We start from the raw sequence: 26,175 nt of genomic DNA on the forward strand, positions 1-26,175 counted from the left end.
AACGTCCGGCAGGCCCGGACGGACCGCACCGGCGTCGCGAGGGGATCGATGACTGACTACCGCCGGGGCTCCGGCCCGGAACCGTGGGACCCGAACGACCCGCTCTACGGAGAGCAGGGTTGGGGACGGTCCGGTGACGGCTCCTGGGACGGCTACCCGCAGGAGCAGGGTGGATACCCCGGTCACGGGTACCCGGACGGCGGTGCCTCCGACCCGTACGGCGCAGCCCCCCAGGCGCAGCAGCATCCGCAGAGCCAGGGCCACCCGCACCAGGGCGGCTGGGAACAGGGCGGCCAGGGCGGCCAGGGCTACGGCGCCGGTCAGGGGTACGGCTACGACGGCGGGCAGGGGTACGACACCGGCGCGGGCCGGTACTACGGTGACCAGGGCTACGGCCAGGGCCGGGACCACGGCTACGACGCCTACCAGGGCCAGGGCGGCCAGGGGTACGACCCCGGCACCGCCGACCAGCACTACGGCAACCAGGGCTACGGCCACGGTGGCGACCGGGGCGCCGGGCCCGGCTACGGCCAGGGCCCGCCCCCGCCCGGTTACGGCGGGCAGCCCCACCAGGGGCAGGGCCAGGGAGCCCCGGGCCACCCGCAGGGCCACGGTGCCGACCACCAGCAGGGCCAGGGCCAAGGCCAGGGCTACGACGACGGCTACGGCGACCCGCACTCCGGCGCGGCCCCGGCGGGCAACGCCCACGCCCCGCCCGCCGGGCGCGCCCGCCCCGACCGGGACGAGGGCGCCGGCGACGGCCCGGGACCGGACCCCGACACGGGCTGGGACCCCGGACCGGACCAGGGGGAGAACGACTTCTTCACCCGCGAGGACGGCGACTGGGACGAGGGCACCGAGGCCGCGGAGAAGGACGGCCGCGGTCGGCGCGGGGAGAAGCCCGCCAAGCGCCGCGGCGGCGTCGCCTGCCTCGGGGTGGCCGTGATGCTGCTGGGGACGGTCGGTGTCGCCGGGTACTTCGGCAAGCAGTTCTACGACTCCCGATTCGGCCCGCCGCCGGACTTCGCCGGTGAGGGCACGGGGGAGGTGTTCGTCTCCGTCGATGACGGCGACACGCTCACCGCGATCGGCGTGAAGCTCCGCGACGAGGGCGTCGTGGCGAGCGTCGGTGCCTTCACCCGGGCTGCGGAGGGCGCCAACATCCAGCCCGGTTACTACGCGCTGCGGGAGGAGATGTCGGCGCAGTCCGCCGTCGAGGTCATGACCGACCCCGCCACCCTCAACACCCTGATCATCCCCGAGGGCACCCGGTCGCCGGCCGTCTACGAGACGATAGACGCCAAGCTGGAGCTGGAGGAGGGGACCACGGCGGATGTCGCCGCCTCGGGTGTGGTCGAACTCCCCGACTGGGCCGTCCCGGACAACGACGACGTCAAGGAACCGCTGGAGGGCTTCCTCTGGCCGGCCCGGTACGACATCGGTCCCGAGACGGAGCCCCAGGAACTCCTCCAGACGATGGTCGACCGCGCCACCGCGACCTACGAGGAGATGGGGCTCTCCGACGCGGCCTCCGGGCTCGGCCTCGACTCCGCCCTCGACATCATCAACGTCGCCAGTCTCGTGCAGGCCGAGGGCAAGACCACCGACGACTTCACCGCGATGGCCGAGGTCATCTACAACCGCCTCAAGCCCGACAACACCGAGACCAACGGGCTGCTGCAGTTCGACTCCAGCTTCAACTACCTCCGGGGTCAGAGCGAGGCGTTCATCACCGAGAACGAGATCCTCAACGAGAAGGACCCGTACAACACCTACGTCCACAAGGGACTGCCGCCCGGAGCGATCGGCAACCCCGGGGCGGAGGCGGTGGAGGCCGCGCTCAACCCGACCGACGAGGGGTGGATGTACTTCATCACCCTCGACGACGTCACCACCGAGTTCACCCGCAACCACGAGGACCACAATGAGCTCCGCGAGGAGTACAACCGACGGCGCGGCGCCGAGGGCACCGGCTGACGGCCGCCGTGCCGCCGTCCTCGGCTCGCCCATCGCCCACTCCCTCTCGCCCGACCTGCACCGCGCCGCTTACGCGGCACTCGGCCTCACCGCCTGGCGCTACGACCGGTACGAGGTGGACGAGGCCGCCCTGCCCGCCTTCCTCGCGGAGTTGGGCGAGGAGTGGGCAGGGCTGAGCCTGACCATGCCGCTCAAGCGGGCGGTGATCCCCCTGCTGGACGGCCTCACCCCGGCCGCCGCCTCGGTCGGCGCCGTCAACACGGTGCTCTGCGCCGCCGACGGCGCCCGTACCGGCGACAACACCGACATCCCCGGCATGGTCGCCGCGCTGGCCGAACGGGGCGTCACCCGGGTGGAGCGCGCCGCGGTGCTCGGCGCCGGTGCCACCGCCTCCTCCGCGCTCGCGGCACTCGCCCACGTCTGCGACGGCGAGGTCACCGCATACGTCCGCGGCCCGGAGCGGGCCCGAGAGATGGGCGAGTGGGGCGAGCGGCTCGGAGTCGCGGTGCGGACCGCCCCCTGGGAGAGCGCCGCGGAGGCGCTCGACGCGCCCCTGGTGATCGCCACGACCCCGGTCGGGGCCACCGACGCCCTTGCCGCCGCCGCCCCCGAACGGCCCGGAACCCTCTTCGACGTGCTCTACGAGCCGTGGCCCACCGAACTGGCCGCCGCCTGGTCCGCGCGTGGCGGCACGGTCGTCGGCGGGCTCGACCTGCTGCTCCACCAGGCCGTGCTCCAGGTCGAACTCATGACCGGTCGCGCCCCGGCGCCGCTCGCCGCGATGCGCGCCGCAGGCGAGAGCGCGCTGGCCGGGCGCCGGGGCTGAACCGGCCCGACGGCTCGTCCCGCACCATGGACGGCCGCGCGGGCGCGGTCGCGCCGCGTGCGAGGATGGCCGGGCACGAAGCGTGATCGACATGAGGTGGAGGGTCCGTTGAGCAGGCTGCGCTGGCTGACGGCGGGGGAGTCGCACGGCCCCGCGCTGGTGGCGACCATCGAAGGGCTGCCGGCCGGGGTGCCGGTGGACACCGAGGCGGTCGCCGACCATCTCGCCCGGCGCCGACTGGGGTACGGCCGCGGCGCCCGCATGAAGTTCGAGCGCGACGAGGTCACCTTCCTCGGCGGCGTCCGCCACGGCCTCACCCTCGGCTCCCCGGTCGCCGTCATGATCGGCAACACCGAGTGGCCCAAGTGGGAGAAGGTCATGGCGGCCGACCCCGTCGACCCGGAGGAGCTCGCAGCCCTCGCCCGCAACGCGCCGCTGACGCGCCCCCGCCCGGGCCACGCCGACCTCGCAGGCATGCAGAAGTACGGGTTCGACGAGGCACGGCCGATCCTGGAGCGGGCCTCCGCGCGGGAGACCGCCGCGCGGGTCGCGCTCGGGGCGGTCGCCCGCTCCTACCTGCGGGAGACCGCCGGGGTCGAGGTCGTCTCCCACGTCGTCGAACTCGGCGCCGCCCGTGCCCCCTACGGCACCCTCCCCCTCCCGGGCGACGTCGAGCGGTTGGATGCCGACCCGGTGCGCTGCCTGGACGAGGACGCGTCCGCCGCCATGGTGGCGGAGATCGACCAGGCCCACCGCGACGGCGACACCCTCGGCGGCGTGGTCGAGGTCGTGGCGCACGGCGTTCCCGTGGGCCTCGGCTCCCACGTCCACTGGGACCGGCGGCTCGACGCCCGGCTCGCCGGCGCGCTCATGGGCATCCAGGCCATCAAGGGTGTCGAGGTCGGCGACGGCTTCGACCTCGCCCGGGTCCCCGGGTCGCAGGCGCACGACGAGATCCTCGCCACCACCCCCGGCGCGGAGCCCGGCGCCGACGGCAGTCGCGACCTCGGCATCCGTCGTGCCTCCGGCCGGTCCGGTGGCACCGAGGGCGGCCTGAGCACCGGCGAGGTGCTGCGGGTGCGCGCCGCGATGAAGCCCATCGCGACCGTGCCGCGCGCCCTCGCCACCGTCGACGTCGCCACCGGCGAGGTGGCCCGCGCCCACCACCAGCGCTCCGACGTCTGTGCCGTGCCCGCGGCCGGCATCGTCGCCGAGGCCATGGTCGCGCTCGTCCTCGCCGACGCCGTGGCCGAGAAGTTCGGCGGCGACAACGTCGCCGAGACCCGACGCAACGTCCGCGGCTACCTCGACGGACTGGGGGTCAGGTGAGCACCGAACACCCGCTGGTCGTCCTGGTCGGTCCGCCCGGAGCGGGCAAGACCACCGTCGGCGGCCTCCTCGCCGAGCTGCTGGGCGTCGTCCTGCGCGACACCGACGCCGACATCGAGGCGGCCACCGGCAAGGAGGTCTCCGAGATCTTCCTCACCGACGGTGAGGACCACTTCCGCGACCTGGAGGCAGAGGCGGTCGCCGCCGCCGTCGCCACCCACCGCGGGGTGCTCGCCCTCGGGGGCGGGGCCGTGCTGCGGCCGGCCACCCGCGAGCTGCTCGCGGGCCTCCCCGTCGTCTTCCTCGACGTGGCGCTCGCCGACGCCGTGCACCGCGTCGGCCTGGACGCCCCGCGCCCGCTGCTCGCGGTCAACCCGCGCAAGCAGTGGCGCACCATGATGGAGACCCGCCGCCCCCTGTACACCGGTGTCGCCCGCACCGTCGTGGCGACCGAGGGGCGGACCCCCGAGGAGGTCACCCGGGCCGTCCTCACCGCATTGGAGCTGACCCAGGCATGACCGACGACACCGCACCCACCCGCATCACCGTCGCGGGCGAGGCCGGCGCGGCCCCCTACGACGTACTGGTCGGCCACCGGCTGCTGGACCAGCTGCCATCGCTGGTCGGGGACGCGCGCCGGGTGGCCGTGATCCACCCGGAGGCCCTCGCCGAGACCGGCGACGTGCTGCGGCAGGACCTCGCGGACCAGGGGTACGAGGCCATCGCGGTACAGGTGCCCAACGCCGAGGAGGCCAAGACCGCCGAGGTCGCCGCGTACTGCTGGAAGGCCCTCGGCCAGAGCGGGTTCACCCGCACCGACGTGATCGTCGGCGTCGGCGGCGGCGCCACCACCGACCTCGCCGGGTTCGTGGCGGCGACCTGGCTCCGCGGGGTCCACTGGGTGGCCGTGCCCACCACCGTCCTCGGCATGGTGGACGCCGCCGTGGGCGGCAAGACCGGCATCAACACCGCCGAGGGGAAGAACCTCGTCGGCTCCTTCCACCCGCCCGCCGGGGTGCTCTGCGACCTCGCGGCCCTCGCGAGCCTGCCGGTGCACGACTACGTCTCCGGGCTCGCCGAGATCATCAAGGCCGGGTTCATCGCCGACCCCGTCATCCTCGACATCGTCGAGCGGGACCCCGAGGCGGCCCGTCGCGCGGACGGTCCCGTCACCGCCGAGCTGGTGGAACGCTCCATCCGGGTCAAGGCCGAGGTCGTCTCCGGGGACCTCCGCGAGGCCGGGCGCCGCGAGATCCTCAACTACGGCCACACTCTCGCCCACGCGATCGAGAAGAACGAGCGCTACGAGTGGCGCCACGGTGCCGCGGTCTCCGTCGGAATGGTCTTCGCCGCCGAACTCGGCCGTATCGCCGGGAAGTTGGACGACGCCACCGCCGACCGGCACCGAGCCGTCCTCACCTCCGTCGGACTGCCCGTCACCTACCGTGGCGACCAGTGGCCCCGACTGCTGGAGACCATGAAGGTGGACAAGAAGGCCCGCGGCGACCTGCTGCGCTTCATCGTCCTGGACGGCCTGGCGCGCCCGGCGGTCCTGGAGGGGCCGGACCCGGCGATGCTGCTCGCCGCCCACGCGGAGATCGCCGCGTGACCCGCGTCCTCGTCCTCAACGGACCGAACCTCGGCCGGCTCGGCTCCCGCGAACCGGACGTCTACGGCTCCGCCGACCACGGCCGCCTCACCGAACTCTGCCTGGCCGCCGGGCGGGAGCTCGGTCTGGAGGTCGAGGTACGGCAGACCGACGACGAGGCCGAACTCGTCCGCTGGCTGCACGAGGCGGCCGACGGGCGCCTCCCGGTGCTGCTCAATCCGGCCGCCTTCACCCACTACTCCTACGCGCTGCGGGACGCGGCGGCCCAGCGCACCGCGCCCCTGATCGAGATCCACCTGAGCAACCCCCACGCCCGGGAGTCGTTCCGCCACCTCTCCGTGGTCTCGGCCGTCGCCACCGGCACCATCGCCGGTTTCGGCACCACCTCCTACCTGCTGGGGCTGCGCGCGCTGGCGGCCGACCCGGCCGTCACCGGGGGCTGACCGCCTACCGCCCTCCTGCCGGCGGGAGGGCGGTACGCTCAGCACCGCGACATGGCCCAGCGGGCCGCGGTGTGGCACCGTGGCCCCCGCAGCGCGGGGCGCGGCCCCGCCTCGACGACGACGGAGCGGCAGCGCATGACTCACCCCGCGGGGGTCCCCGTCCCACCGCCGGCGCCCCCGGAGGCCGGCGTCACCGGCGAGTTCCGGCTCCCGCCGCCCACCCCGGCGCCCCAGCAGCCTCCCGCCGCCCCCGCGGACCCCGCGAGGGCGGCGCTCGCAGTCCTGCTGATCGGGCCCGCCGGCGCGGGGAAGACCACGGTCGCGCGGCGCTGGGCCGACCACCGGCAGGTCCCCACCGCCCACATCAGCCTGGACGACGTCCGAGAGTGGGTCCGCTCCGGCTTCGCCGACCCCCGCTCCGGCTGGGACGAGCGCTCCGAGGCCCAGTACCGCCTGGCCAGACGCACCTGCGGCTTCGCGGCACGCAACTACCTCGCCAACGGCATCTCCTGCGTCCTGGACGACGCGGTCTTCCCCGACCGGCCCGCCATCGGCCTCGGTGGCTGGAAGCGGCACGTCGGCCCGGGGCTGATCCCGATCGTGCTGCTGCCTGGCCTGGAGGTGGTCCTCGCCCGGAACGCCGAACGCAGCGGCACCCGGCGCCTCGCCGACGAGGAGGTCGCGGCGATCCACGGCCGGATGGCGGGCTGGTACGGATCGGGCCTGCCGATCATCGACAACTCGCGACTGGACGTGGAGACAACGGTCGGGCTGATCGACGAGGCCGTCGCGCGGAGCTTCACCACCCCCCTGGACTGGTGAGCGGTTCCCTGTGGCGGGGACACCGCCGCCCGGGGCAACCTCGGCCACGTCCGGCCCAGTCGGACGGGCCGGCCGCCGGTGCGCTGCGTAGTCTCGGACCATGTCCGAGGTACACGCGGCACGGCGCGCGGCACTGCGCGCCCACTGTTCCCCGGGTGACGGCACGGCGCTGCTGATCTCCCGTCCCGCCAACCTCCGCTACCTGGTCGGTGCGGTGCCCGCCCACGCGGCGCTGTTGCTGACGCCCGGCGGTGAGGACGTCCTCGTCGGCGGCGGGGGCGCGTCCCGGCCCGGGGCACCGGACGACACCCTGCGGCTGCTCGCCGTCGACGGTGACACGGACCCCGCGGCCACCGCGGCCGTCCTCGCGGCCCGCGGCGGGGCCGCCTCGCTCGCCGTCGAGGAGCATCACCTGACGGTGGCGCGGTACCGCGCCGTCCGCGCGGCGGGCGGCGGCCTGCCCCTCGGTGACCTCGCGCGGGCGGTGGAACACCGCCGACTGGTCAAGGACGAGGCGGAGATCGCCGCGCTGCGCACCGCCGCGGAGATCACCGACCGGGCACTGGGCGAACTTCTGGAGTCCATCCTCGTCGGCCGCACCGAGCGCCACCTCGCCCTGGAGCTGGAGCGGCGCCTGGTGGACCACGGCGCGGACGGTGCCGCGTTCCCCACCTCGGTGGCGACCGGCGCCAACTCCGGCACCGCCGGGCACCGTCCGACCGATCGGCGGGTCGAGGAGGGCGACTTCCTCACAGTCCGGCTGGGCGCCCGCTACCGGGGCTACCGCTGCCGGATCGGCCGCACCTTCGTCATCGGCAGCCGCCCGGCCGACTGGCAGATCGAGTTGTACGAGCTCGTCTTCGCCGCTCAGCGCGCCGCTCGGGAGTCGCTGGCCCCGGGGACGGAGTGCCGTGAGGTCGACCGCGCGGCGCGTGCCGTGCTCGACGTCGCGGGCCACGGGGACGCCCTCGGCCCGCTCACGGGGGAGGGGGTAGGGCTCGAAATGGGAGAGGACCCGCGTCTGGCCCCGGCGGCCATGGGTAGACTGGGCGTTCGTGTGCCGGTCACCGTCGAACCCGGGGTTCACCTCCCGGGCCGGGGCGGGGTCCGGATTGACGACACGCTCGTCGTTCGCCCCGTGGCGGACGGCGGACCCGAGCTACTCACCATCACGACCAAGGAACTCCTCGCCCTGTAGCTCCGCTCGGGGGTCGGGCGGGAGCGCCTCCGGTCACCAGCAGCAGCCTCAGGAGATTCCGCGACCGTGGCCACAACGAACGACCTCAAGAACGGCATGGTGCTCAAGCTCGACGGGGGCCAGCTGTGGTCCGTAGTCGAGTTCCAGCACGTCAAGCCCGGCAAGGGCGGCGCCTTCGTCCGCACCAAGCTCAAGAACGTGCTCTCCGGCAAGGTGGTCGACAAGACCTTCAACGCCGGGACCAAGGTCGAGACGGCCACGGTGGACCGACGCGGCATGCAGTTCTCCTACAAGGACGGTGCCGACTTCGTCTTCATGGACACCGAGACCTTCGATCAGCTGACCATCACGCCGGAGACGGCCGGCGAGACCGCCAACTACCTCCTCGAGGGCCAGGACTGCACCGTCGCCATCTACGAGGAGAGCCCGCTCTTCATCGAGCTGCCGGCCTCCGTCGAGCTGGTCATCGAGTACACCGAGCCCGGTGTGCAGGGCGACCGCTCGACCGGTGGCACCAAGCCGGCGCGGCTGGAGACCGGCTACGAGATCGCGGTGCCGCTCTTCATCACCACCGGTGAGAAGGTCAAGGTCGACACCCGCTCGGGCGAGTACATCGGCCGGGTGAACAGCTAACCGTGGCCGCACGCAGCAAGGCACGCCAGCGCGCGCTCCAGATCCTCTTCGAGGCGGACCAGCGCGGCGCTCCCGTCAACGAGGTCCTCGCCGACTGGGTGAGGTTGTCGCTGGACGACGACCGCCAGCCCCGGGTCAGCGAGTACACCATGACGCTGGTCGAGGGCTACGCCGAGAACGCAGTCCGCATCGACGAGCTGCTGTCCACCTACACGGTGGGCTGGCCGCTGGACCGGATGCCGGTGGTCGACCGCAACCTGCTGCGGCTGAGCGCGTACGAGCTGATCTGGCAGGACGAGACGCCCGACGCCGTCGTCCTCGACGAGGCCGTGCAGCTGGCCAAGGAGTTCTCGACCGACGACTCTCCGGCCTTCGTCAACGGCCTGCTCGGCCGCTTGAAGGAGCTCAAGCCGACCTTGCGTCGCTGAGCACCGCCGCCCGCGGACGCAGTACCGCGGCCGGCAGCCGAAACGCCGCGGCGGGGCGGGATACCGGATCTCCGGTGCCCCGCCCCGCCGCGTCGGCGTGTCTCAGTTGTCGTCGGTCTGCACGGCGCGCCGCGCGTCCGCGCCGAGCACGCCCCAGCTGATGAGCTGCTCTGTCAGCACCGAGGGTGACTGGTCGTAGATGACCGCCAGGGTGCGGAGGTCGTCCTGACGGATCGAGAGAACCTTGCCGTTGTAGTCGCCGCGCTGGCTCTGGATGGTCGCGGCGTAGCGCTGGAGCGGTCCGGCCTTCTCGGCGGGGACGTGAGCGAGGCGCTCCAGGTCGAGCACGAGCTTGGGCGGCGGCTCGGCCGCGCCCCCGGGGGTGGTGCCCGGCAGGAGCTCCTGCACCGGCACCCCGTAGAAGTCGGCCAGCTCGGCCAGGCGCTGCACGGTGACCGCACGGTCGCCACGCTCGTAGCTGCCCACCACGACCGCCTTCCAGCGGCCCTGGGACTTCTCTTCGACCCCGTGCAGGGAGAGGCCCTGCTGAGTCCGGATGGCCCGGAGCTTGGCCCCGAGCTGTTTGGCGTATTCGCTGGACATGTGACTCCCCGGAAAGCTGATCTGTAACCCAGTGTGAGGTTACGCAGCGTGATGGGAGCCGTCAAGCGGAGAGGGTTCCCGAATGCTCTGACCAGGGCTGATACCGGCGCATCCGGGGGCGCTGCTATGCTGCCGGGCAGGTGTGGCGGATGCCTGCCGGCCCCGGCCGGAAACCGTCCGTCGGCACCGAACGCCAGGCGTCCTTTAAGACCCGTCCAGAGAGGCGGGGAAGGAGGTCCGATTCGTATGGACGCAACCCAACCGCCGCCCCGCTCCGTGCTGGAGGCGCCGGACATCGCGCGGGTCCTGACCCGCATCGCCCACGAGATCGTCGAGCGCGCCAAGGGCGCGGACGACGTGGTCCTGCTGGGCATCCCCACCCGCGGCGTGCACCTCGCCCACCGGCTGGCCGCCAAGCTGCACGACGTCACCGGGGGACCGGTGCCCGTGGGCTCCCTCGACATCACGATGTACCGCGACGACCTGCGGCTACGTCCCGCGCGGGCGTTGGCGCGGACCGAGATCCCCGCCGAGGGGGTGGACGGCCGGCTGGTCGTCCTCGTCGACGACGTCCTCTTCTCCGGGCGCACGATCCGCGCCGCGTTGGACGCCCTGGGCGACATCGGCCGCCCCCGCGCCGTGCAGCTGGCGGTGCTCGTGGACCGTGGCCACCGCCGGCTCCCGATCCGTGCCGACTACGTCGGGAAGAACCTTCCGACCTCGTTGCGCGAGACGGTCCGGGTCCAGCTCGCGGAGGAGGACGGCCGGGACGGCGTGCTCCTCGGGCGCGACGAGCCGGCCGGCGAGGGCTGAGAAGCACGCGCCGTGTCCCCGGTGCCCGCACCGCGGGCGGGCCCGGCTCCGCCGTGCCCCCGTAACGGCTCCCACCTCCCCTGATCGACGTCTGCCCGAATCTCCACGGAAGGCCCCTGGCAACAGATGAAGCACCACCTCATCTCGGCCGCCGACCTCACCCGCGACGACGCGGTGATGGTCCTGGACACCGCGCAGGAACTGGCCCGGCTCGCCGACCGGCCGATCAAGAAGCTCCCGACGCTCCGCGGTCGCACCGTGGTGAACCTGTTCTTCGAGGACTCCACCCGGACCCGCATCTCCTTCGAGGCCGCCGCCAAGCGGCTCTCCGCGGACGTCATCAACTTCTCCGCCAAGGGCTCCTCCGTCTCCAAGGGCGAGTCCCTGAAGGACACCGCCCTCACGCTGGAGGCCATGGGTGCCGACGCGGTCGTCATCCGGCATCACGACTCCGGGGCGCCGCACCGGCTGGCCACCTCCGGCTGGATCGGCGGCAGCGTCGTCAACGCGGGCGACGGGACCCACGAGCACCCCACCCAGGCGCTGCTCGACGCGTTCACGCTGCGTCACCGACTGGCCGGTGGTGGTGACGGGGTCGGCCGAGATCTGACAGGGCGTCACATCACCATCGTCGGCGACATACTGCACAGCAGGGTCGCCCGCTCCAACGTCCTCCTGCTGACGACGCTGGGAGCCGAGGTCACCGTGGTGGCCCCGCCCACCCTGATCCCGATCGGCTCCGAGGGCTGGCCGTGCGCGGTCTCCTACGACCTCGACGCGGTCCTCCCCAGCACCGACGCGGTCATGATGCTGCGCGTCCAGCGTGAGCGGATGACCGCCGCCTACTTCCCGACCGAGCGGGAGTACGCCCGCCGCTACGGCCTGAACGGCGAGCGGATGGCCGCCATGCCCGAGCACGCCGTCGTGCTGCACCCGGGTCCGATGAACCGCGGCATGGAGATCACCGCCGAGGTCGCCGACTCGCCGCGCTGCACCGCTGTGGAACAGGTCACCAACGGCGTCTCGGTCCGGATGGCGGTGCTGTACCTGCTGCTCGGCGGGGCCCCCGCGAGTCCCGCGCCGCCCACGGCAGCCGCGCCCGCCGCCGCTCCCACCAACACCGCACCCACCGCCACCGCACCCGGCGCCGCCGGGGAAGCCGAGGAGAACCAGTGACCGAAGCCAAGACCCTGATCCGCGGCGCCCGCGTGCTCGGCGGTGAGGAGCGGGACGTCCTCGTCGAGGGCGGCGTCATCGCCGCTGTGGGCACCGCGCTCGACGCCGGTGACGCCCGTGTCGTCGAGGCCGCCGGGCAGGTCCTCCTCCCGGGACTGGTCGACCTCCACACCCACCTGCGCGAGCCGGGCCGCGAGGACTCCGAGACCGTCCTGACCGGCACGCGCGCCGCCGCCTCCGGCGGGTTCACCGCCGTGCACGCCATGGCCAACACCTTCCCGGTGGCCGACACCGCGGGCGTGGTCGAGCAGGTCTGGCGGCTGGGCCGGGAGTCCGGCTACTGCGACGTGCAGCCCGTCGGTGCGGTCACCGTCGGGCTGGAGGGAGCCAAGCTCGCCGAGCTCGGCGCGATGCACGAGTCCGCCGCCGGCGTCCGGGTCTTCTCCGACGACGGCAAGTGCGTCGACGACGCCGTGATCATGCGCCGGGCGCTGGAGTACGTGAAGGCCTTCGACGGCGTCATCGCCCAGCACGCCCAGGAACCGCGCCTCACCGAGGGCGCCCAGATGAACGAGGGCGCGGTCTCCGCCGAGCTGGGCCTCACCGGCTGGCCCGCGGTCGCCGAGGAGTCGATCATCGCCCGCGACGTGCTGCTCGCCGCGCACGTCGGCTCGCGGGTCCACATCTGCCACCTCTCCACCGCGGGGTCGGTCGACATCGTGCGCTGGGCCAAGTCCAAGGGCTGGGACGTCACCGCCGAGGTCACCCCGCACCACCTGCTGCTCACCGACGAACTGGTCCGCTCCTACGACCCCGTCTACAAGGTGAACCCGCCGCTGCGGACCGAGGAGGACGTCCTCGCCCTGCGGGAGGCCCTCGCCGACGGCACCATCGACTGCGTCGCCACGGACCACGCCCCCCACCCGCAGGAGGACAAGGACTGCGAGTGGGGCGCCGCCGCCATGGGCATGGTCGGTCTGGAGACCGCCCTGTCCGTGGTGCAGCACACCATGGTCGACACCGGCCTGCTGGACTGGGCCGGCGTCGCCGACCGCATGTCCCACCGGCCCGCGGCCATCGGCCGTCTCGAAGGCCACGGCCGGCCGGTGGCGGTGGGCGAGCCCGCCAACCTGACCCTCGTCGACCCGGCGCACCGGCAGCCGGTGGATCCCACCGCCTTCGCCTCGCGCAGCCGCAACACGCCCTACCGCGGTCGCGAGCTGCCGGGCCGGGTCACCCACACCTTCCTGCGCGGGCGCGCGACGCTGGTGGACGGTGAGCTGGCGTGACCACCCTGAACGCGGCGGTCGCCGCCCCCACCCGCCTCGCCGTCGAACGGCCCGAGATCAACTGGCCCGGCTACATCAGCTGGACGATCGGCATGATCCTCGTGGTCGTGCTCCTCTACTGGCTGATGCGGCGAGCCTGGCAGCGCCGCGGTGAGGCGCAGGGCGACCTGCCGCCGCTGCCGCAGGTGCCGGCCGCGACCGGCGTCGTCCACCTCGCCGCCACGGGCCGCTACCACGGCTCGACCACGGCCGGTCAGTGGCTGGACCGCATCATCGCCCGCGGCCTGGGCACCCGCAGCCGCGCCGACCTCAGCCTCACCGACGAGGGTCTGCTGGTCGACCGGCCCGGCGCCAGCTCGTTCTTCGTGCCCACCGCCCGACTCCACGGGGCCAGGCTGGACAAGGCCATCGCAGGCAAGGTCCTCACTGAGGGCGGCCTGCTCGTCATCACCTGGGAGCACGGCGGCCGACAGCTCGACTCCGGCTTCCGGTTCGACCAGGCCGGCGAGCACCCCGCCTGGGTGGAGGCGATCAACGCCGCGTCCGTCGCCACCACCGGTACCCCCGCCGCCACCTCCTCCGCCGACACCTCCCGCGCCGGCGACGGAGCCGCGCTCCCGCACCACCAGGAAGGCGCATCGTGACCTCCGTACCCGCGTCCCCCGCCACACTCGTCCTGGAGGACGGCCGCACGTTCGCGGGCCGCTCCTACGGCGCCGTCGGCCAGACCCTCGGCGAGGCCGTCTTCTCCACCGGCATGACCGGCTACCAGGAGACGCTGACCGACCCCTCCTACCACCGCCAGGTGGTCGTCATGACCGCCCCGCACATCGGCAACACCGGCGTCAACGACGAGGACCCCGAGTCCCGCCGGATCTGGGTCGCCGGCTACGTCGTCCGCGACCCCGCCCGCCGCCACTCCAACTGGCGCGCCAGCCGCGGCCTCGGCGAGGAACTCGCCGCCCAGGGCGTCGTCGGCATCAGCGGCGTGGACACCCGCGCCCTCACCCGCCACCTGCGGGAGCGCGGCGCCATGCGCGTCGGCATCTTCTCCGGCGACGCGCTCGCCGACCACGCCGTCCTGCTGGAGCGGGTGCGCTCCGCGCCGCAGATGGCAGGCGCCGATCTCGCCGCCGAGGTCTCGACCACCGAGCCGTACACGGTGCCCGCGATCGGCGAGAAGAAGTACACCGTCGCCGCGATCGACCTCGGCATCAAGGGCATGACCCCGCAGCGGATGGCGGAGCGCGGCATCGAGGTCCACGTCCTGCCGGCCACCACCACACCGGAGCAGATCTACGCCCTCGACCCCGACGGCGTGTTCTTCTCCAACGGCCCCGGCGACCCCGCCACCGCCGACCACCCCGTGGCACTGATGCGCGGCGTGCTGGAACGTTCCACCCCGCTGTTCGGCATCTGCTTCGGCAACCAGATCCTCGGCCGCGCCCTCGGTTTCGGCACCTTCAAGCTGAAGTACGGCCACCGCGGCATCAACCAGCCGGTCAAGGACCGCGCCACCGGCAAGGTCGAGGTCACCGCCCACAACCACGGCTTCGCCGTGGACGCCCCGCTGAACCGCGTCAGCGACACGCCGTACGGCCGGGCCGAGGTCTCCCACGTCTGCCTCAACGACGACGTCGTCGAGGGGCTGCGCCTGCTGGACCGTCCCGCGTTCAGTGTCCAGTACCACCCCGAGGCGGCGGCCGGCCCGCACGACGCGGCCTACCTGTTCGACCGCTTCGTCTCCCTGATGGAGGACCAGCGTGCCTAAGCGCACCGATATCCAGTCCGTCCTGGTCATCGGCTCCGGCCCGATCGTCATCGGCCAGGCCGCCGAGTTCGACTACTCCGGGACCCAGGCGTGCCGGGTACTCAAGGCCGAGGGCCTGCGGGTCGTCCTGGTCAACTCCAACCCGGCGACGATCATGACCGACCCGGAGATCGCCGACGCCACCTACGTCGAGCCGATCACCCCCGAGTTCGTCGAGAAGATCATCGCCAAGGAGCGCCCCGACGCGCTGCTTCCCACACTCGGCGGCCAGACCGCGCTCAACACCGCGATCTCGCTCTTCGAGTCAGGCGCCCTGGAACGCCACGGCGTGGAACTCATCGGCGCCGACGTCGAGGCGATCCGCAAGGGCGAGGACCGCCAGCTGTTCAAGGAGGTCGTCGCGGCGGTCAACGCCCGTATCGGCCACGGCGAGTCCGCCCGCTCCGTCATCTGCCACACCATGGACGACGTGCTCGCCGGGGTCGAGGGCCTGGGCGGTTTCCCCGTCGTCGTCCGGCCCTCCTTCACCATGGGCGGCGCCGGCTCCGGCTTCGCCCACGACGAGGAGGACCTGCGCCGCATCGCCGGCCAGGGACTCGCGCTCTCCCCGACCACCGAGGTGCTCCTGGAGGAGTCCATCCTGGGCTGGAAGGAGTACGAGCTGGAGCTGATGCGCGACAAGCACGACAACGTCGTGGTCGTCTGCTCCATCGAGAACTTCGACCCCATGGGCGTCCACACCGGCGATTCCATCACCGTCGCGCCGGCGATGACGCTCACCGACCGCGAGTACCAGGTGCTGCGCGACATCGGTATCGAGGTCATCCGCGAGGTCGGCGTCGACACCGGCGGCTGCAACATCCAGTTCGCGGTCGACCCCGAGGACGGCCGCGTCGTCGTCATCGAGATGAACCCCCGGGTCTCCCGCTCCTCCGCGCTGGCCTCCAAGGCCACCGGCTTCCCGATCGCCAAGATCGCCGCGAAGCTCGCCATCGGCTACACGCTGGACGAGATCCCCAACGACATCACCGAGAAGACCCCGGCCTCCTTCGAACCCTCGCTGGACTACGTCGTCGTCAAGGTCCCCCGGTTCGCCTTCGAGAAGTTCCCCGGCGCCGACCCCACGCTGACCACCACCATGAAGTCGGTCGGCGAGGCCATGGCCTTCGGCCGCAACTTCACCGAGGCGTTCAACAAGGCGCTGCGGTCCCTGGAGCAGAAGGGGTCGCAGTTCGACTTCTCCCGCACCACGCGCGGCGCGGACGAGTGCGAGGCGCTGCTGCGCGCCGCGGCCGTCCCCACCGACGGCCGCGTCCACACCGTGATGCGCGCCATCCGCGCGGGGGCCACCCAGGAGCAGGTCTTCGCCGCCACCCGGATCGACCCCTGGTTCATCGACCAGCTGTTCCTGGTGAACGAGGTCGCCACCGAGGTCGCCGACGCCGAGCGGCTGGAGCCGGAGCTGCTGCGCCACGCCAAGCGCCACGGCTTCTCCGACGCCCAGATCGCCGAGATGCGCGGCCTGCGCGAGGACGTGGTGCGCGAGGTCCGGCACGCCCTGGACATCCGCCCGGTCTACAAGACGGTCGACACCTGCGCCGCCGAGTTCGCCGCCCGCACGCCGTACTTCTACTCCTCCTACGAGGAGGAGACCGAGGTCTCGCCGCGCGAGAAGCCCGCCGTGATCATCCTCGGCTCCGGGCCCAACCGCATCGGCCAGGGCATCGAGTTCGACTACTCCTGCGTCCACGCCTCCTTCGCGCTGAGCGAGGCGGGCTACGAGACGGTGATGGTCAACTGCAACCCGGAGACCGTCTCCACCGACTACGACACCTCCGACCGGCTGTACTTCGAGCCGCTCACCCTGGAGGACGTGCTGGAGATCGTCCACGCCGAGACCCTGGCGGGCCCCGTGGCGGGCGTCGTCGTCCAGCTCGGCGGCCAGACCCCGCTGGGCCTGGCCCAGGCGCTCAAGGACAACGGGGTCCCCATCGTGGGCACCCCGCCCGAGGCCATCCACGCCGCGGAGGACCGCGGCGCCTTCGGCCGGGTCCTCGCCGAGGCCGGTCTTCCCGCGCCCAAGTACGGCACCGCCTTCTCCTACCCCGAGGCCCGCGACATCGCCGCCGGCATCGGCTACCCGGTCATGGTCCGCCCCTCGTACGTCCTGGGCGGGCGCGGCATGCAGATCGTCTACGACGAGGAGGCGCTCGCCGCCTACCTGGAGCAGCACGCGGGTCTCGTCGCCGACCACCCGGTCCTCGTCGACCGGTTCCTCGACGACGCCATCGAGATCGACGTGGACGCCCTCTACGACGGCGAGGAGCTCTACCTCGGCGGCGTCATGGAGCACATCGAGGAGGCCGGCATCCACTCCGGGGACTCGGCGTGCGCCCTGCCGCCGATGACCCTCGGCGGCCACGACATCAAGCGGCTGCGCGCCTCCACCGAGGCGATCGCCCGCGGTGTGGGCGTACGCGGACTGATCAACATCCAGTTCGCCATGGCGGGGGACATCCTCTACGTCCTGGAGGCCAACCCGCGCGCCTCGCGGACCGTCCCCTTCACCTCCAAGGCTACGGCGGTGCCGTTGGCGAAGGCCGCTGCCCGGATCTCGCTGGGTGCCACCGTCGCCGAACTGCGGGCCGAGGGGATGCTGCCCGCCACCGGCGACGGCGGGACCCTGCCGCTGGACGCGCCGATCTCCGTCAAGGAGGCCGTGATGCCGTGGAGCCGCTTCCGTGACACCCACGGTCGCGGCGTGGACACCGTCCTCGGCCCCGAGATGCGCTCCACCGGTGAGGTCATGGGCATCGACGCCGTCTTCGGCACCGCCTACGCCAAGTCGCAGGCCGCCGCCTACGGCGCGCTGCCCACCAAGGGCCGCGCCTTCGTCTCGGTCGCCAACCGGGACAAGCGCGCGATGATCTTCCCCGCGCGGACGCTCCGGGAGCACGGCTTCGAACTGCTGGCGACCTCCGGCACCGCGGAGGTGCTGCGCCGCAACGGCGTCGAGGTGACCTCGGTGCGGAAGCACAACGAGGGGGAGGGCCCGAACGGCGAGCCGACCATCGTCCAGCTCATCCACGCCGGCCAGGTCGACCTGATCGTCAACACGCCGTACGGCACCGGCGGCCGGCTCGACGGCTACGACATCCGCACCGCGGCGGTCTCGCGCGGTGTGCCGTGCCTGACCACCGTCCAGGCGCTGTCCGCCGCGGTCCAGGGCATCGATGCCCTCGCCCGCGACGAGGTCGGCGTCCGCTCCCTCCAGGAGCACGCCCAGCACCTCAACGCCGCGCGCGCCCAGAGCTGAGAAGGACCGCCCATGCCCACCCCACCGGGCGCAGGCGCCCCCCGCACCACGGCACCCGCCGTGGCGCGGGGCGGCGACCGCGCCACCGCCCACCCCGGCTACCGGCTGCTCTTCCGCACCGTGTTCCGCCGGATGGACCCCGAACGCGCCCACCACCTGGCCTTCGGCGCGATGCGTGCCGTCGCCCGGGTGCCGCTGGTCCGCCGTGCCGTCTCCCGCATCCTCGCCCCCCGCCCGGCCGAACTGCGGGTGCGGGCGCTCGGTCTGGACCTGCCCGGGCCGCTGGGGCTCGCCGCGGGGTTCGACAAGAACGCCACCGGCATCGACGCCCTGACCATGGCCGGCTTCGACTTCGTCGAGGTCGGCACCGTCACCGGCGAGGGGCAGCCAGGCAACCCCGCGCCGCGGCTGTTCCGCCTCCCCGACGACCGCGCGCTGGTCAACCGGATGGGCTTCAACAACGACGGCTCCGCGGTGGTGGCCCGCCGCCTCGCGGACCGTCGACCGGCCTTCGACGCCCGGCTCGGCGTCAACATCGGCAAGACCAAGGCCGTTCCCGAGGCGGAGGCCGCGGCCGACTACGTCACCTCCACCGAGCGCCTCGCCCCCCATGCGGGGTACCTCGTGGTCAACGTCAGCTCGCCCAACACGCCGGGCCTGCGGAACCTCCAGGCCACCGAGCACCTGCGTCCGCTGCTCTCGGCCGTCCGGGCGGCGGCGGACCGGGTGGGCGGGCCGGGCGGGCGGCGCGTGCCGCTGCTGGTGAAGATCGCCCCCGACCTCGCCGACGAGGACGTCGACGCCGTCGCCGACCTAGCCCTCGAACTGGGGCTGGACGGCATTATCGCCACCAACACCACGATCGCCCGCACCGGCCTGGCCACCCCGGCCGGCCGCGTCGCGGAGATCGGGGCGGGCGGCCTCTCCGGCGCGCCGGTGCGCGACCGTTCCCTGGAGGTGCTGCGGCGCCTCCATGCCCGCACGGGCGACCGCCTCACCCTGGTGGGGGTCGGCGGCATCGAGACCGCCGACGACGCCTGGGAACGCATCCTCGCGGGGGCGACCCTCGTCCAGGGGTACAGCTCCTACATCTACCGCGGGCCCTTCTGGCCGCGCGCGGTGCGCCGAGGGCTGGCGGAGCGATTGCGGCAGAGCCCCTACCGGACGCTGGCCGACGCGGTCGGCGCCGACAACCGGAAGGCGGGCACCCCGTGACCGAGACGCCCGCCCCGCCGCGCCCCGCCGCCACGCCCTTCGGCGAGCGACTGCGGGCCGCCACCGCCGCCCGCGGCCCGCTGTGCGTCGGCGTGGACCCGCACGCCGGCCTGCTGCGGGAATGGGGACTCGGCGAGGACATCGGCGGGCTGGAGCGCTTCTGCGGCACCGTCACCGAGGCACTCGCCGACAAGGTCGCGGTGGTCAAGCCGCAGTCTGCGTTCTTCGAGCGCTTCGGCTCCCGCGGGATCGCCGTGCTGGAGCGGACCGTGGCCGACTTCCGGGCGGCGGGCGCGCTGGTCCTGCTGGACGTCAAGCGCGGCGACATCGGCTCCACCATGGGCGCCTACGCGGACGCGTACCTCGACCCCGCCGCGCCGCTGTTCTCCGACGCCGTGACCCTCTCGCCCTACCTGGGGTTCGAGGCACTGCGGCCGGCGCTGGACCTGGCGCGGGCCTCCGGCTCCGGCGTGTTCGTGCTCGCACGGACCTCCAACCCCGAGGGCGGCCCGCTGCAGCGGGCCCGGTGCGCCGACGGCCGGGGTGTCGCCGCCGACGTGCTCGCGCGGCTGGCGCGCGAGAACGCGGCGACCGCCGCCGGGTCGCCGTTCGGCTCCTTCGGCGCCGTCGTCGGCGCGACCCTCGCCGGTGTCCCCGGCGGTGTCGGCGCCCACGAGGGTGACGGCGGTGACGGCGGACTGACCCACGCGGACCTGGACATCGGCGGTCCGCTGCTGCTGCCCGGGCTCGGCGCGCAGGGCGCCCGTCCGGAGGACCTTCCCGCCCTCCTGGGGCCCGCGCTCCCGGCGGCGCTGCCGAGCGTCAGCAGGGACGTGCTGCGCCACGGTCCCGACCGCGGCGCGCTGCGGTCCGCCACCGACCGCTGGATCGGCGAGCTGGCCGCCGTCATCGGCTGACCCCGCCGGCCCCTCTCGGGCACCGCGTCCGCGCCCCGCCGCCCGCTGCGGAGGGGCGCGGACGTGTCGCGCGCCGGGCCGTCCGCCGCTGTCGAGCGGTAGGCGGACCCGCGCTGCACGGCGGGACGGGGGAGACGGCGAGCGGGTCGGGTACGGCCTCGGAGCGCGTCCTGCCGGCCCTCCGACCGGCGCCGACCCGGACAGGGGACCGTTGCGATCCAGCCGTCCTTCCACGGTTTTCGGGCTCCAGGAGCCCCGCTCGGGGGGCTGTGACCCGCTTCCATGACCGTTGCACCGGATGTCCACCAAATCACCACGTTCCCGTTCGTGGTACCTCTTCGAACGTGTGATCGTGGAGTCGGCCGTGTGGCGCAGTGTGCGGCGTCGCAGGTCACAGGGGGAGCGCACGACCGGCGCGCGCTCCGCGGGCCGTCTCTCGCGAGTTCCGGAACCGCAGCCGCGAGATGCCGTGCGCCGAGGTGGTATCAGTGCAAATGTCCGGAGTCCCAACAGCTGACCTGGAGTTTTCGGTTGATCTCGCTGACTCACGGCCACTTGCCCGCTAGTCTCCGTCGAGAGCGGAGCCCGATGCCCCGTGACCGGCTCCGCAGCGTGCCGGGTCGTGGGGCTTCCGTGTCCGCTCCCGTATCCCATCCGACCGTTCGATACCTGAGGTGACGTAGGCGTGGCTCTTCCGCCCCTTACCCCTGAACAGCGCGCAGCCGCGCTCGAGAAGGCCGCCGCGGCTCGCCGGGAGCGCGCCGAGGTCAAGAATCGGCTCAAGCACTCCGGTGCCTCGCTGCACGAGGTCATCAAGCAGGGCCAGGAGAACAAGGTCATCGGCAAGATGAAGGTCTCCGCGCTGCTGGAGTCGATGCCGGGCGTCGGCAAGGTCCGCGCCAAGCAGATCATGGAACGGCTCGGCATCTCCGAGAGCCGTCGGGTCGGCGGGCTGGGCTCCAACCAGATCGCGTCCCTGGAGCGCGAGTTCGGAAGCGCCTCCTCCTGATCTCCGAGGCGCGCGGCGGACACGGATTTCCCCGCCGCGCGCCCGGGCGGGATAATCACCGCATGAGTGAGGTTGTCTCCGGGGGGACGCCCCCCGCGGTTCCCCCCGGTCGTCCGCGGCTGACCGTTCTCTCCGGCCCCTCCGGGGTCGGCAAGAGCACGGTCGTCGCGCACATGCGACAGGCCCATCCCGAGATCTGGCTCTCGGTGTCGGCCACCACCCGCAGTCCCCGGCCTGGTGAGCGCCACGGCGTCCAGTACTTCTTCGTGGACGACGGCGAGTTCGACAAGCTCGTCGCCAACGGTGAGCTGCTGGAGTGGGCCGAGTTCGCCGGCAACCGCTACGGCACCCCGCGCAACGCGGTGCTGGAGCGGCTGGCGGCGGGTGAGCCGGTACTGCTGGAGATCGATCTCCAGGGCGCCCGGCAGGTCCGGGAGTCCATGCCCGAGGCCGGGCTGGTGTTCCTGGCGCCCCCGAGCTGGGAGGAGCTGGTCCGGCGGCTGACCGGCAGGGGCACCGAGGCGCCGGAGGTCATCGAGCGCCGCCTGACGGCCGCGCGCACCGAGCTCGCCGCGGAGTCCGAGTTCGACCACACCCTGGTGAACACCTCCGTCGAGCAGGTGGCGGCCGAGCTGCTAGCCTTGACGCGTACGTCCTGAACGTCACGTCATCGCGCGTCGCCGCAGCCGGGCCCGGTACCTGCCGCTCGGTCGGCCCGTCCGCCCGACCGGCATCGTTCGCACCCCACCACCGGAAGGCAGAGCGTGTCCTCTTCCATCGCCACGCCCGAGGGCATCATCAATCCTCCGATCGATGAGCTGCTCGAGGCCACGGACTCCAAGTACAGCCTGGTCATCTACGCCGCCAAGCGCGCCCGCCAGGTCAACGCGTACTACTCGCAGCTCGGCGAGGGCCTGCTGGAGTACGTCGGCCCGCTGGTGGACACCCACGTCCACGAGAAGCCGCTCTCCATCGCCCTGCGCGAGATCAACGCGGGCCTCCTCACCGCCGAGGCGATCGAGGGTCCCGCGGACTGACCGCGCGGAAGAGACGTGGTGAAGGGGCCCGGCGGCCGAGAGGCGGCCGGGCCCCTTCGGCGTCCCGGGGCGCGGTGCCGCCCGCTTCCCGGCCTCCCGGGCGGCGGCGCCGCGGCATACCCTGGCCCCCTGGGTCCGAGCGCGTCGCCCGCCGGCGGCGCGACGGCGGACGGTGACGGTGGCGGGCGTGCCGAGGTGCGCCCCGTGGGAGGAGAGCTGTGACGCGGAGCCCCGGGACCGGTCGTCCCGAGATCGTGCTGGGCGTGGGCGGCGGGATCGCCGCCTACAAGGCGTGCGAGCTGCTGCGGCGGTTCACCGAGTCCGGTCACGCCGTCACGGTGGCACCCACCGCCTCCGCGCTGCACTTCGTCGGCGAGGCGACATGGGCCGCCCTCTCGGGCCGCCGTGCGTCGCACACCGTCTGGGAGGACGCGCACGAGGTGCCGCACGTGCGGATCGGCCAGCGCGCCGACCTCGTCGTGGTGGCCCCCGCCACCGCCGACGTCCTGGCGCGCGCCGCCCACGGCCGTGCGGACGACCTGTTGACCAACACCCTGCTGACCGCCCGCTGCCCGGTGGTGTTCGCCCCCGCCATGCACACCGAGATGTGGGAGCACCCGGCGACCCGCGACAACGTGGCGCTGCTGCGCTCCCGGGGCGCCGTCGTCATCGAACCCGCGAGCGGCAGGCTGACGGGCGCCGACACGGGCAAGGGCCGGCTGCCCGACCCCGCCGAGATCTTCGCCGTCTGCCGCCGCGTGCTGGCACGGGGGGAGCGGGCTTTCGAGCAGGACCTCGCCGGGCGGCATGTCGTGATCAGCGCGGGCGGCACGCGTGAACCGCTGGACCCGGTGCGGTTCCTCGGCAACCAGTCCTCCGGCAAGCAGGGGTACGCCCTGGCCCGTACCGCGGTGGCGCGCGGCGCGCGCGTCACCCTGGTGGCGGCCAACACCGCGCTGCCGGACCCGGCCGGGGCGACGGTGGTGCCGGTCTCCACCACGGAGGAGCTGCGCGAGGCGATGACCGGGGCGGCGAGCGGGGCGGACGTGGTGGTGATGGCGGCAGCCGTCGCGGACTTCCGGCCGGCACGGGTCGCCACCGGGAAGATCAAGAAGCGCGACGGGGTCGAGCCGGAGCCCGTTGTGCTGGAGCGCAACCCCGACATCCTCGCCGGTCTCGCGGCCCGGCACGGCGGGCGGGCCGCGGTGGTCGTGGGGTTCGCCGCCGAGACGGAGGACGCACTGGCGTCGGGCCGCGCCAAACTGGTCCGCAAGGGCTGCGACCTCCTGGTCGTCAACGAGGTCGGCGGCGGGCGTGCGTTCGGCACCGAGGACAACGAGGCGGTCGTCCTCGACACGCGCGGGGGCGAACGGCACGTCCCCTACGGTCCCAAGGAGGATCTCGCCGACGCCGTCTGGGACGCGGTGGTCGCGGAACCGCCGCGGGTCGAACCGGCCGCGGGTTGAACAGCAGCCGTCAAGCCGCGATCAAGACGCGAAGCGCGCAGATCCGAACTGATCAGGGCTGAAAGCTGCCAGGACACGAACCGCACCGGAACTGAATCGCCCAGTATGCGAACGCCGTGGCCACGTGGTGTACCTGCCCGATACACTGCCGACGAGCGGCGTGGCCCTGTGTGCCCGCCGTTCGCCGACAGAGCCAGCAGCCGCTGCAACCCCAGGGAGCGATGTGTCGCGCCGTCTTTTCACCTCGGAGTCGGTGACCGAGGGTCACCCGGACAAGATCGCTGACCAGATCAGCGACTCCATCCTCGACGCGCTCCTGAAGGAGGACCCGTCCTCGCGGGTCGCCGTCGAGACGCTGATCACCACCGGCCTGGTCCACGTCGCCGGTGAGGTGACCACCAAGGCATACGCCCCCATCGCGGGCCTGGTTCGGTCGAAGATCCTCGAGATCGGCTACGACTCCTCCAAGAAGGGGTTCGACGGCGCTTCCTGCGGCGTCTCCGTCTCGATCGGCGCGCAGTCCCCGGACATCGCCCAGGGCGTGGACACCGCCTACGAGGCCCGGGTCGAGGGCGAGGACGACGCGCTCGACCGGCAGGGCGCCGGCGACCAGGGGCTGATGTTCGGGTACGCCTGCGACGAGACCCCCGAGCTGATGCCGCTCCCCATCCACCTCGCCCACCGCCTCTCGCAGCGGCTCACGGACGCCCGCAAGAACGGCACCGTTCCCTACCTGCGGCCCGACGGCAAGACCCAGGTCACCATCGAGTACGACGGCGACAAGCCGGTGCGGCTCGACACCGTGGTCGTCTCCAGCCAGCACGCCTCCGACATCGACCTCGACTCGCTGCTCACCCCCGACATCCGGGAGTTCGTGGTCGAGCCGGAGCTCAAGGCGCTCGTCGCGGACGGCATCAAGCTCGATACCGACAACTACCGGCTGCTGGTCAACCCGACCGGCCGTTTCGAGATCGGCGGCCCCATGGGCGACGCCGGCCTGACCGGCCGCAAGATCATCATCGACACCTACGGCGGCATGGCCCGGCACGGTGGCGGCGCCTTCTCGGGCAAGGACCCCTCCAAGGTCGACCGCTCCGCCGCCTACGCCATGCGCTGGGTCGCCAAGAACGTCGTCGCCGCCGGGCTCGCCACCCGCTGCGAGGTCCAGGTCGCCTACGCCATCGGCAAGGCCGAGCCGGTCGGGCTCTTCGTGGAGACCTTCGGCACCCACCGGGTCGACGTGGAGCGCATCGAGAGTGCCATCCGCGAGGTCTTCGACCTGCGGCCCGCCGCCATAATCCGAGCCCTGGACCTGCTGCGCCCGATCTACGCGCAGACCGCCGCCTACGGGCACTTCGGCCGCGCGCTCCCCGACTTCACCTGGGAGCGCACCGACCGTACCGAGCAGTTGCGCGCCGCCGCCGGCGTCTGACCCGGATCCGCGCCACCCCGTGTGCCCCCGGCCCCCGCTCTCAGTTCTGGCGGCCGGGGGCACACGGCGTCAGGGCCGTGACCGTGGCCGACGGTGTAGGGGTGGATGACACCCGCTGTCCCCGGGGTCTGGTTCACTGACGGGGTGAGTACCGCGCGCGACCAGCAGGAGGGCCCCGAGCAGCTGGCGCTGCTCGGCGGAGCGGGGCCGGGCGCCGGTAAGCAGCCGAGGGCGCGGCCCCGGACCTGGCGCGGCGCGCCACCGGCCGCGGAGCTCCCCGTGGCGCGTGTCCTGGTGGACAAGGGACAGCTCCACCTGGACCGCCTCTTCGACTACGCCGTCCCCGAGGCGCTCGACGCCGACGCCCAGCCCGGCGTCCGCGTCCGGGTCCGGTTCGGAGCCGGGGAACGCGGGGGCCGCCGCGAGGGTGGCGGCCTCATCAACGGCTTCGTCGTGGAGCGGGTCGCTCGCAGCGACTTCCCCGGCACCCTCGCGCCCCTCGCGCAGGTCCTCTCCCCGGAACCGGTCCTCACCCCGGAACTGCTGGCGCTCTGCCGGTCGGTGGCCGACCGCTACGCGGGCTCGCTCGCCGACGTCGTGCAGCTCGCCGTCCCGCCCCGGATGGCGCGCGCCGAACGCGCCGCGTCCCCGCCCCCCGGTCCCCGCCCGGAGCCCCCGGAGCCCGGCGGCTGGGCAGACTACCGTGACGGCGCCGCCTACCTCAGCGCACTCACCGCCGGCCGCGCCCCCCGGGCGGTGTGGAGCGCCCTCCCCGGTCCCGGCTGGCCGGACGAACTGGCGCGCGCGATCGCCGCGACCCTCGCCGGTGGCCGCGGCGCGCTCGCCGTCCTGCCCGACGGCCGCTC

The 26,175-nt window shown here is 73.3% G+C and carries 25 protein-coding genes; 24 read left to right on the plus strand and 1 reads right to left on the minus strand.

Annotated features, from left to right (window positions below; translation table 11 throughout):
• Positions 1 to 48 precede the first annotated feature (48 nt).
• The 10 genes from mltG to nusB all read left to right on the plus strand — a co-directional run bounded on the left by mltG (position 49) and on the right by nusB (position 9,265).
• On the plus strand, positions 49 to 1,977 hold the full coding sequence (gene mltG / locus HCJ92_RS25265; RefSeq protein WP_167931513.1) for an endolytic transglycosylase MltG: 1,929 nt from the start codon (positions 49 to 51) through the stop codon (positions 1,975 to 1,977).
• Entirely contained in the window at positions 1,925 to 2,803 is an 879-nt protein-coding gene (locus HCJ92_RS01475) for a shikimate dehydrogenase (RefSeq protein ID WP_167931514.1), read from the plus strand. Before mltG ends, HCJ92_RS01475 begins: the two co-directional genes overlap by 53 nt.
• A gap of 108 nt (positions 2,804 to 2,911) precedes the next feature.
• Positions 2,912 to 4,132, plus strand: coding sequence for a chorismate synthase (aroC, locus tag HCJ92_RS01480; RefSeq protein WP_167931515.1), 1,221 nt, complete (start codon positions 2,912 to 2,914; stop codon positions 4,130 to 4,132).
• Positions 4,129 to 4,650 (plus strand): shikimate kinase, encoded by a 522-nt coding sequence (locus tag HCJ92_RS01485; protein WP_167931516.1) that lies wholly within the window; start codon positions 4,129 to 4,131, stop codon positions 4,648 to 4,650. The genes aroC and HCJ92_RS01485 overlap by 4 nt, the downstream gene beginning before the upstream one ends.
• Positions 4,647 to 5,741 carry a 3-dehydroquinate synthase gene (aroB, locus tag HCJ92_RS01490; RefSeq protein WP_167931517.1) on the plus strand — a complete coding sequence of 365 codons (1,095 nt, stop codon included), beginning with the start codon at positions 4,647 to 4,649 and terminating at the stop codon, positions 5,739 to 5,741. The genes HCJ92_RS01485 and aroB overlap by 4 nt, the downstream gene beginning before the upstream one ends.
• The gene (gene aroQ, locus HCJ92_RS01495; protein ID WP_167931518.1) at positions 5,738 to 6,184 is read left to right on the plus strand and encodes a type II 3-dehydroquinate dehydratase; all 447 of its coding nucleotides are present in this window, start codon (positions 5,738 to 5,740) and stop codon (positions 6,182 to 6,184) included. The genes aroB and aroQ overlap by 4 nt, the downstream gene beginning before the upstream one ends.
• Before the next feature lie 135 nt (positions 6,185 to 6,319).
• Positions 6,320 to 7,006: an AAA family ATPase gene (locus HCJ92_RS01500; RefSeq protein WP_167931519.1), complete on the plus strand. Its 687-nt coding sequence runs from the start codon at positions 6,320 to 6,322 to the stop codon at positions 7,004 to 7,006.
• A 100-nt stretch (positions 7,007 to 7,106) separates the two neighbouring features.
• A complete protein-coding gene (locus tag HCJ92_RS01505; protein WP_167931520.1) occupies positions 7,107 to 8,204 on the plus strand; it encodes a M24 family metallopeptidase in 1,098 nt (365 codons plus the stop codon).
• 66 nt (positions 8,205 to 8,270) lie between these two features.
• Positions 8,271 to 8,837 carry an elongation factor P gene (efp, locus tag HCJ92_RS01510; RefSeq protein WP_167931521.1) on the plus strand — a complete coding sequence of 189 codons (567 nt, stop codon included), beginning with the start codon at positions 8,271 to 8,273 and terminating at the stop codon, positions 8,835 to 8,837.
• 2 nt (positions 8,838 to 8,839) lie between these two features.
• On the plus strand, positions 8,840 to 9,265 hold the full coding sequence (gene nusB / locus HCJ92_RS01515; RefSeq protein WP_167931522.1) for a transcription antitermination factor NusB: 426 nt from the start codon (positions 8,840 to 8,842) through the stop codon (positions 9,263 to 9,265).
• A gap of 102 nt (positions 9,266 to 9,367) precedes the next feature.
• On the opposite strand, the gene bldD is transcribed toward nusB, so the two are convergent.
• On the minus strand, positions 9,368 to 9,868 hold the full coding sequence (gene bldD / locus HCJ92_RS01520) for a transcriptional regulator BldD (protein ID WP_167931523.1): 501 nt from the start codon (positions 9,866 to 9,868) through the stop codon (positions 9,368 to 9,370).
• A gap of 246 nt (positions 9,869 to 10,114) precedes the next feature.
• Here bldD and pyrR point away from each other — a divergent pair, with 246 nt between their 5' ends.
• The 14 genes from pyrR to HCJ92_RS01590 form a co-directional block, all read left to right on the plus strand.
• Complete coding sequence (gene pyrR / locus HCJ92_RS01525; protein WP_167931524.1) at positions 10,115 to 10,681, plus strand: bifunctional pyr operon transcriptional regulator/uracil phosphoribosyltransferase PyrR; 567 nt, start codon at positions 10,115 to 10,117, stop codon at positions 10,679 to 10,681.
• Between the two features lie 126 nt (positions 10,682 to 10,807).
• On the plus strand, positions 10,808 to 11,857 hold the full coding sequence (locus HCJ92_RS01530; RefSeq protein ID WP_167931525.1) for an aspartate carbamoyltransferase catalytic subunit: 1,050 nt from the start codon (positions 10,808 to 10,810) through the stop codon (positions 11,855 to 11,857).
• Positions 11,854 to 13,146, plus strand: coding sequence for a dihydroorotase (locus tag HCJ92_RS01535; protein WP_167931526.1), 1,293 nt, complete (start codon positions 11,854 to 11,856; stop codon positions 13,144 to 13,146). Before HCJ92_RS01530 ends, HCJ92_RS01535 begins: the two co-directional genes overlap by 4 nt.
• Positions 13,147 to 13,151: 5 nt before the next feature.
• A complete protein-coding gene (locus HCJ92_RS01540) occupies positions 13,152 to 13,790 on the plus strand; it encodes a PH-like domain-containing protein (RefSeq protein WP_245240469.1) in 639 nt (212 codons plus the stop codon).
• Complete coding sequence (gene carA / locus HCJ92_RS01545; RefSeq protein ID WP_338053963.1) at positions 13,787 to 14,917, plus strand: glutamine-hydrolyzing carbamoyl-phosphate synthase small subunit; 1,131 nt, start codon at positions 13,787 to 13,789, stop codon at positions 14,915 to 14,917. Before HCJ92_RS01540 ends, carA begins: the two co-directional genes overlap by 4 nt.
• Positions 14,910 to 18,233 (plus strand): carbamoyl-phosphate synthase large subunit, encoded by a 3,324-nt coding sequence (gene carB, locus HCJ92_RS01550; RefSeq protein ID WP_167931527.1) that lies wholly within the window; start codon positions 14,910 to 14,912, stop codon positions 18,231 to 18,233. The genes carA and carB overlap by 8 nt, the downstream gene beginning before the upstream one ends.
• Positions 18,234 to 18,245: 12 nt before the next feature.
• Positions 18,246 to 19,448, plus strand: a complete 1,203-nt coding sequence (locus tag HCJ92_RS01555; protein ID WP_167931528.1) for a quinone-dependent dihydroorotate dehydrogenase — start codon at positions 18,246 to 18,248, stop codon at positions 19,446 to 19,448.
• Entirely contained in the window at positions 19,445 to 20,365 is a 921-nt protein-coding gene (gene pyrF, locus HCJ92_RS01560; protein ID WP_167931529.1) for an orotidine-5'-phosphate decarboxylase, read from the plus strand. The genes HCJ92_RS01555 and pyrF overlap by 4 nt, the downstream gene beginning before the upstream one ends.
• 685 nt (positions 20,366 to 21,050) lie before the next feature.
• Positions 21,051 to 21,374 (plus strand): integration host factor, encoded by a 324-nt coding sequence (locus HCJ92_RS01565; protein WP_167931530.1) that lies wholly within the window; start codon positions 21,051 to 21,053, stop codon positions 21,372 to 21,374.
• Between the two features lie 62 nt (positions 21,375 to 21,436).
• The gene (gmk, locus tag HCJ92_RS01570) at positions 21,437 to 22,033 is read left to right on the plus strand and encodes a guanylate kinase (RefSeq protein ID WP_167931531.1); all 597 of its coding nucleotides are present in this window, start codon (positions 21,437 to 21,439) and stop codon (positions 22,031 to 22,033) included.
• 105 nt (positions 22,034 to 22,138) lie between these two features.
• Positions 22,139 to 22,411 carry a DNA-directed RNA polymerase subunit omega gene (rpoZ, locus tag HCJ92_RS01575; protein WP_103504618.1) on the plus strand — a complete coding sequence of 91 codons (273 nt, stop codon included), beginning with the start codon at positions 22,139 to 22,141 and terminating at the stop codon, positions 22,409 to 22,411.
• A gap of 218 nt (positions 22,412 to 22,629) precedes the next feature.
• Entirely contained in the window at positions 22,630 to 23,877 is a 1,248-nt protein-coding gene (gene coaBC, locus HCJ92_RS01580) for a bifunctional phosphopantothenoylcysteine decarboxylase/phosphopantothenate--cysteine ligase CoaBC (protein ID WP_167931532.1), read from the plus strand.
• 223 nt (positions 23,878 to 24,100) lie between these two features.
• Entirely contained in the window at positions 24,101 to 25,309 is a 1,209-nt protein-coding gene (gene metK, locus HCJ92_RS01585) for a methionine adenosyltransferase (RefSeq protein ID WP_167931533.1), read from the plus strand.
• A gap of 144 nt (positions 25,310 to 25,453) precedes the next feature.
• A partial coding sequence (locus tag HCJ92_RS01590; protein WP_476718356.1) for a primosomal protein N' family DNA-binding protein occupies positions 25,454 to 26,175 on the plus strand: 722 nt, incomplete at its 3' end.

This window comes from Streptomyces spiramenti (genome assembly GCF_012034385.1).
GTDB lineage: Bacteria > Actinomycetota > Actinomycetes > Streptomycetales > Streptomycetaceae > Streptomyces > Streptomyces spiramenti.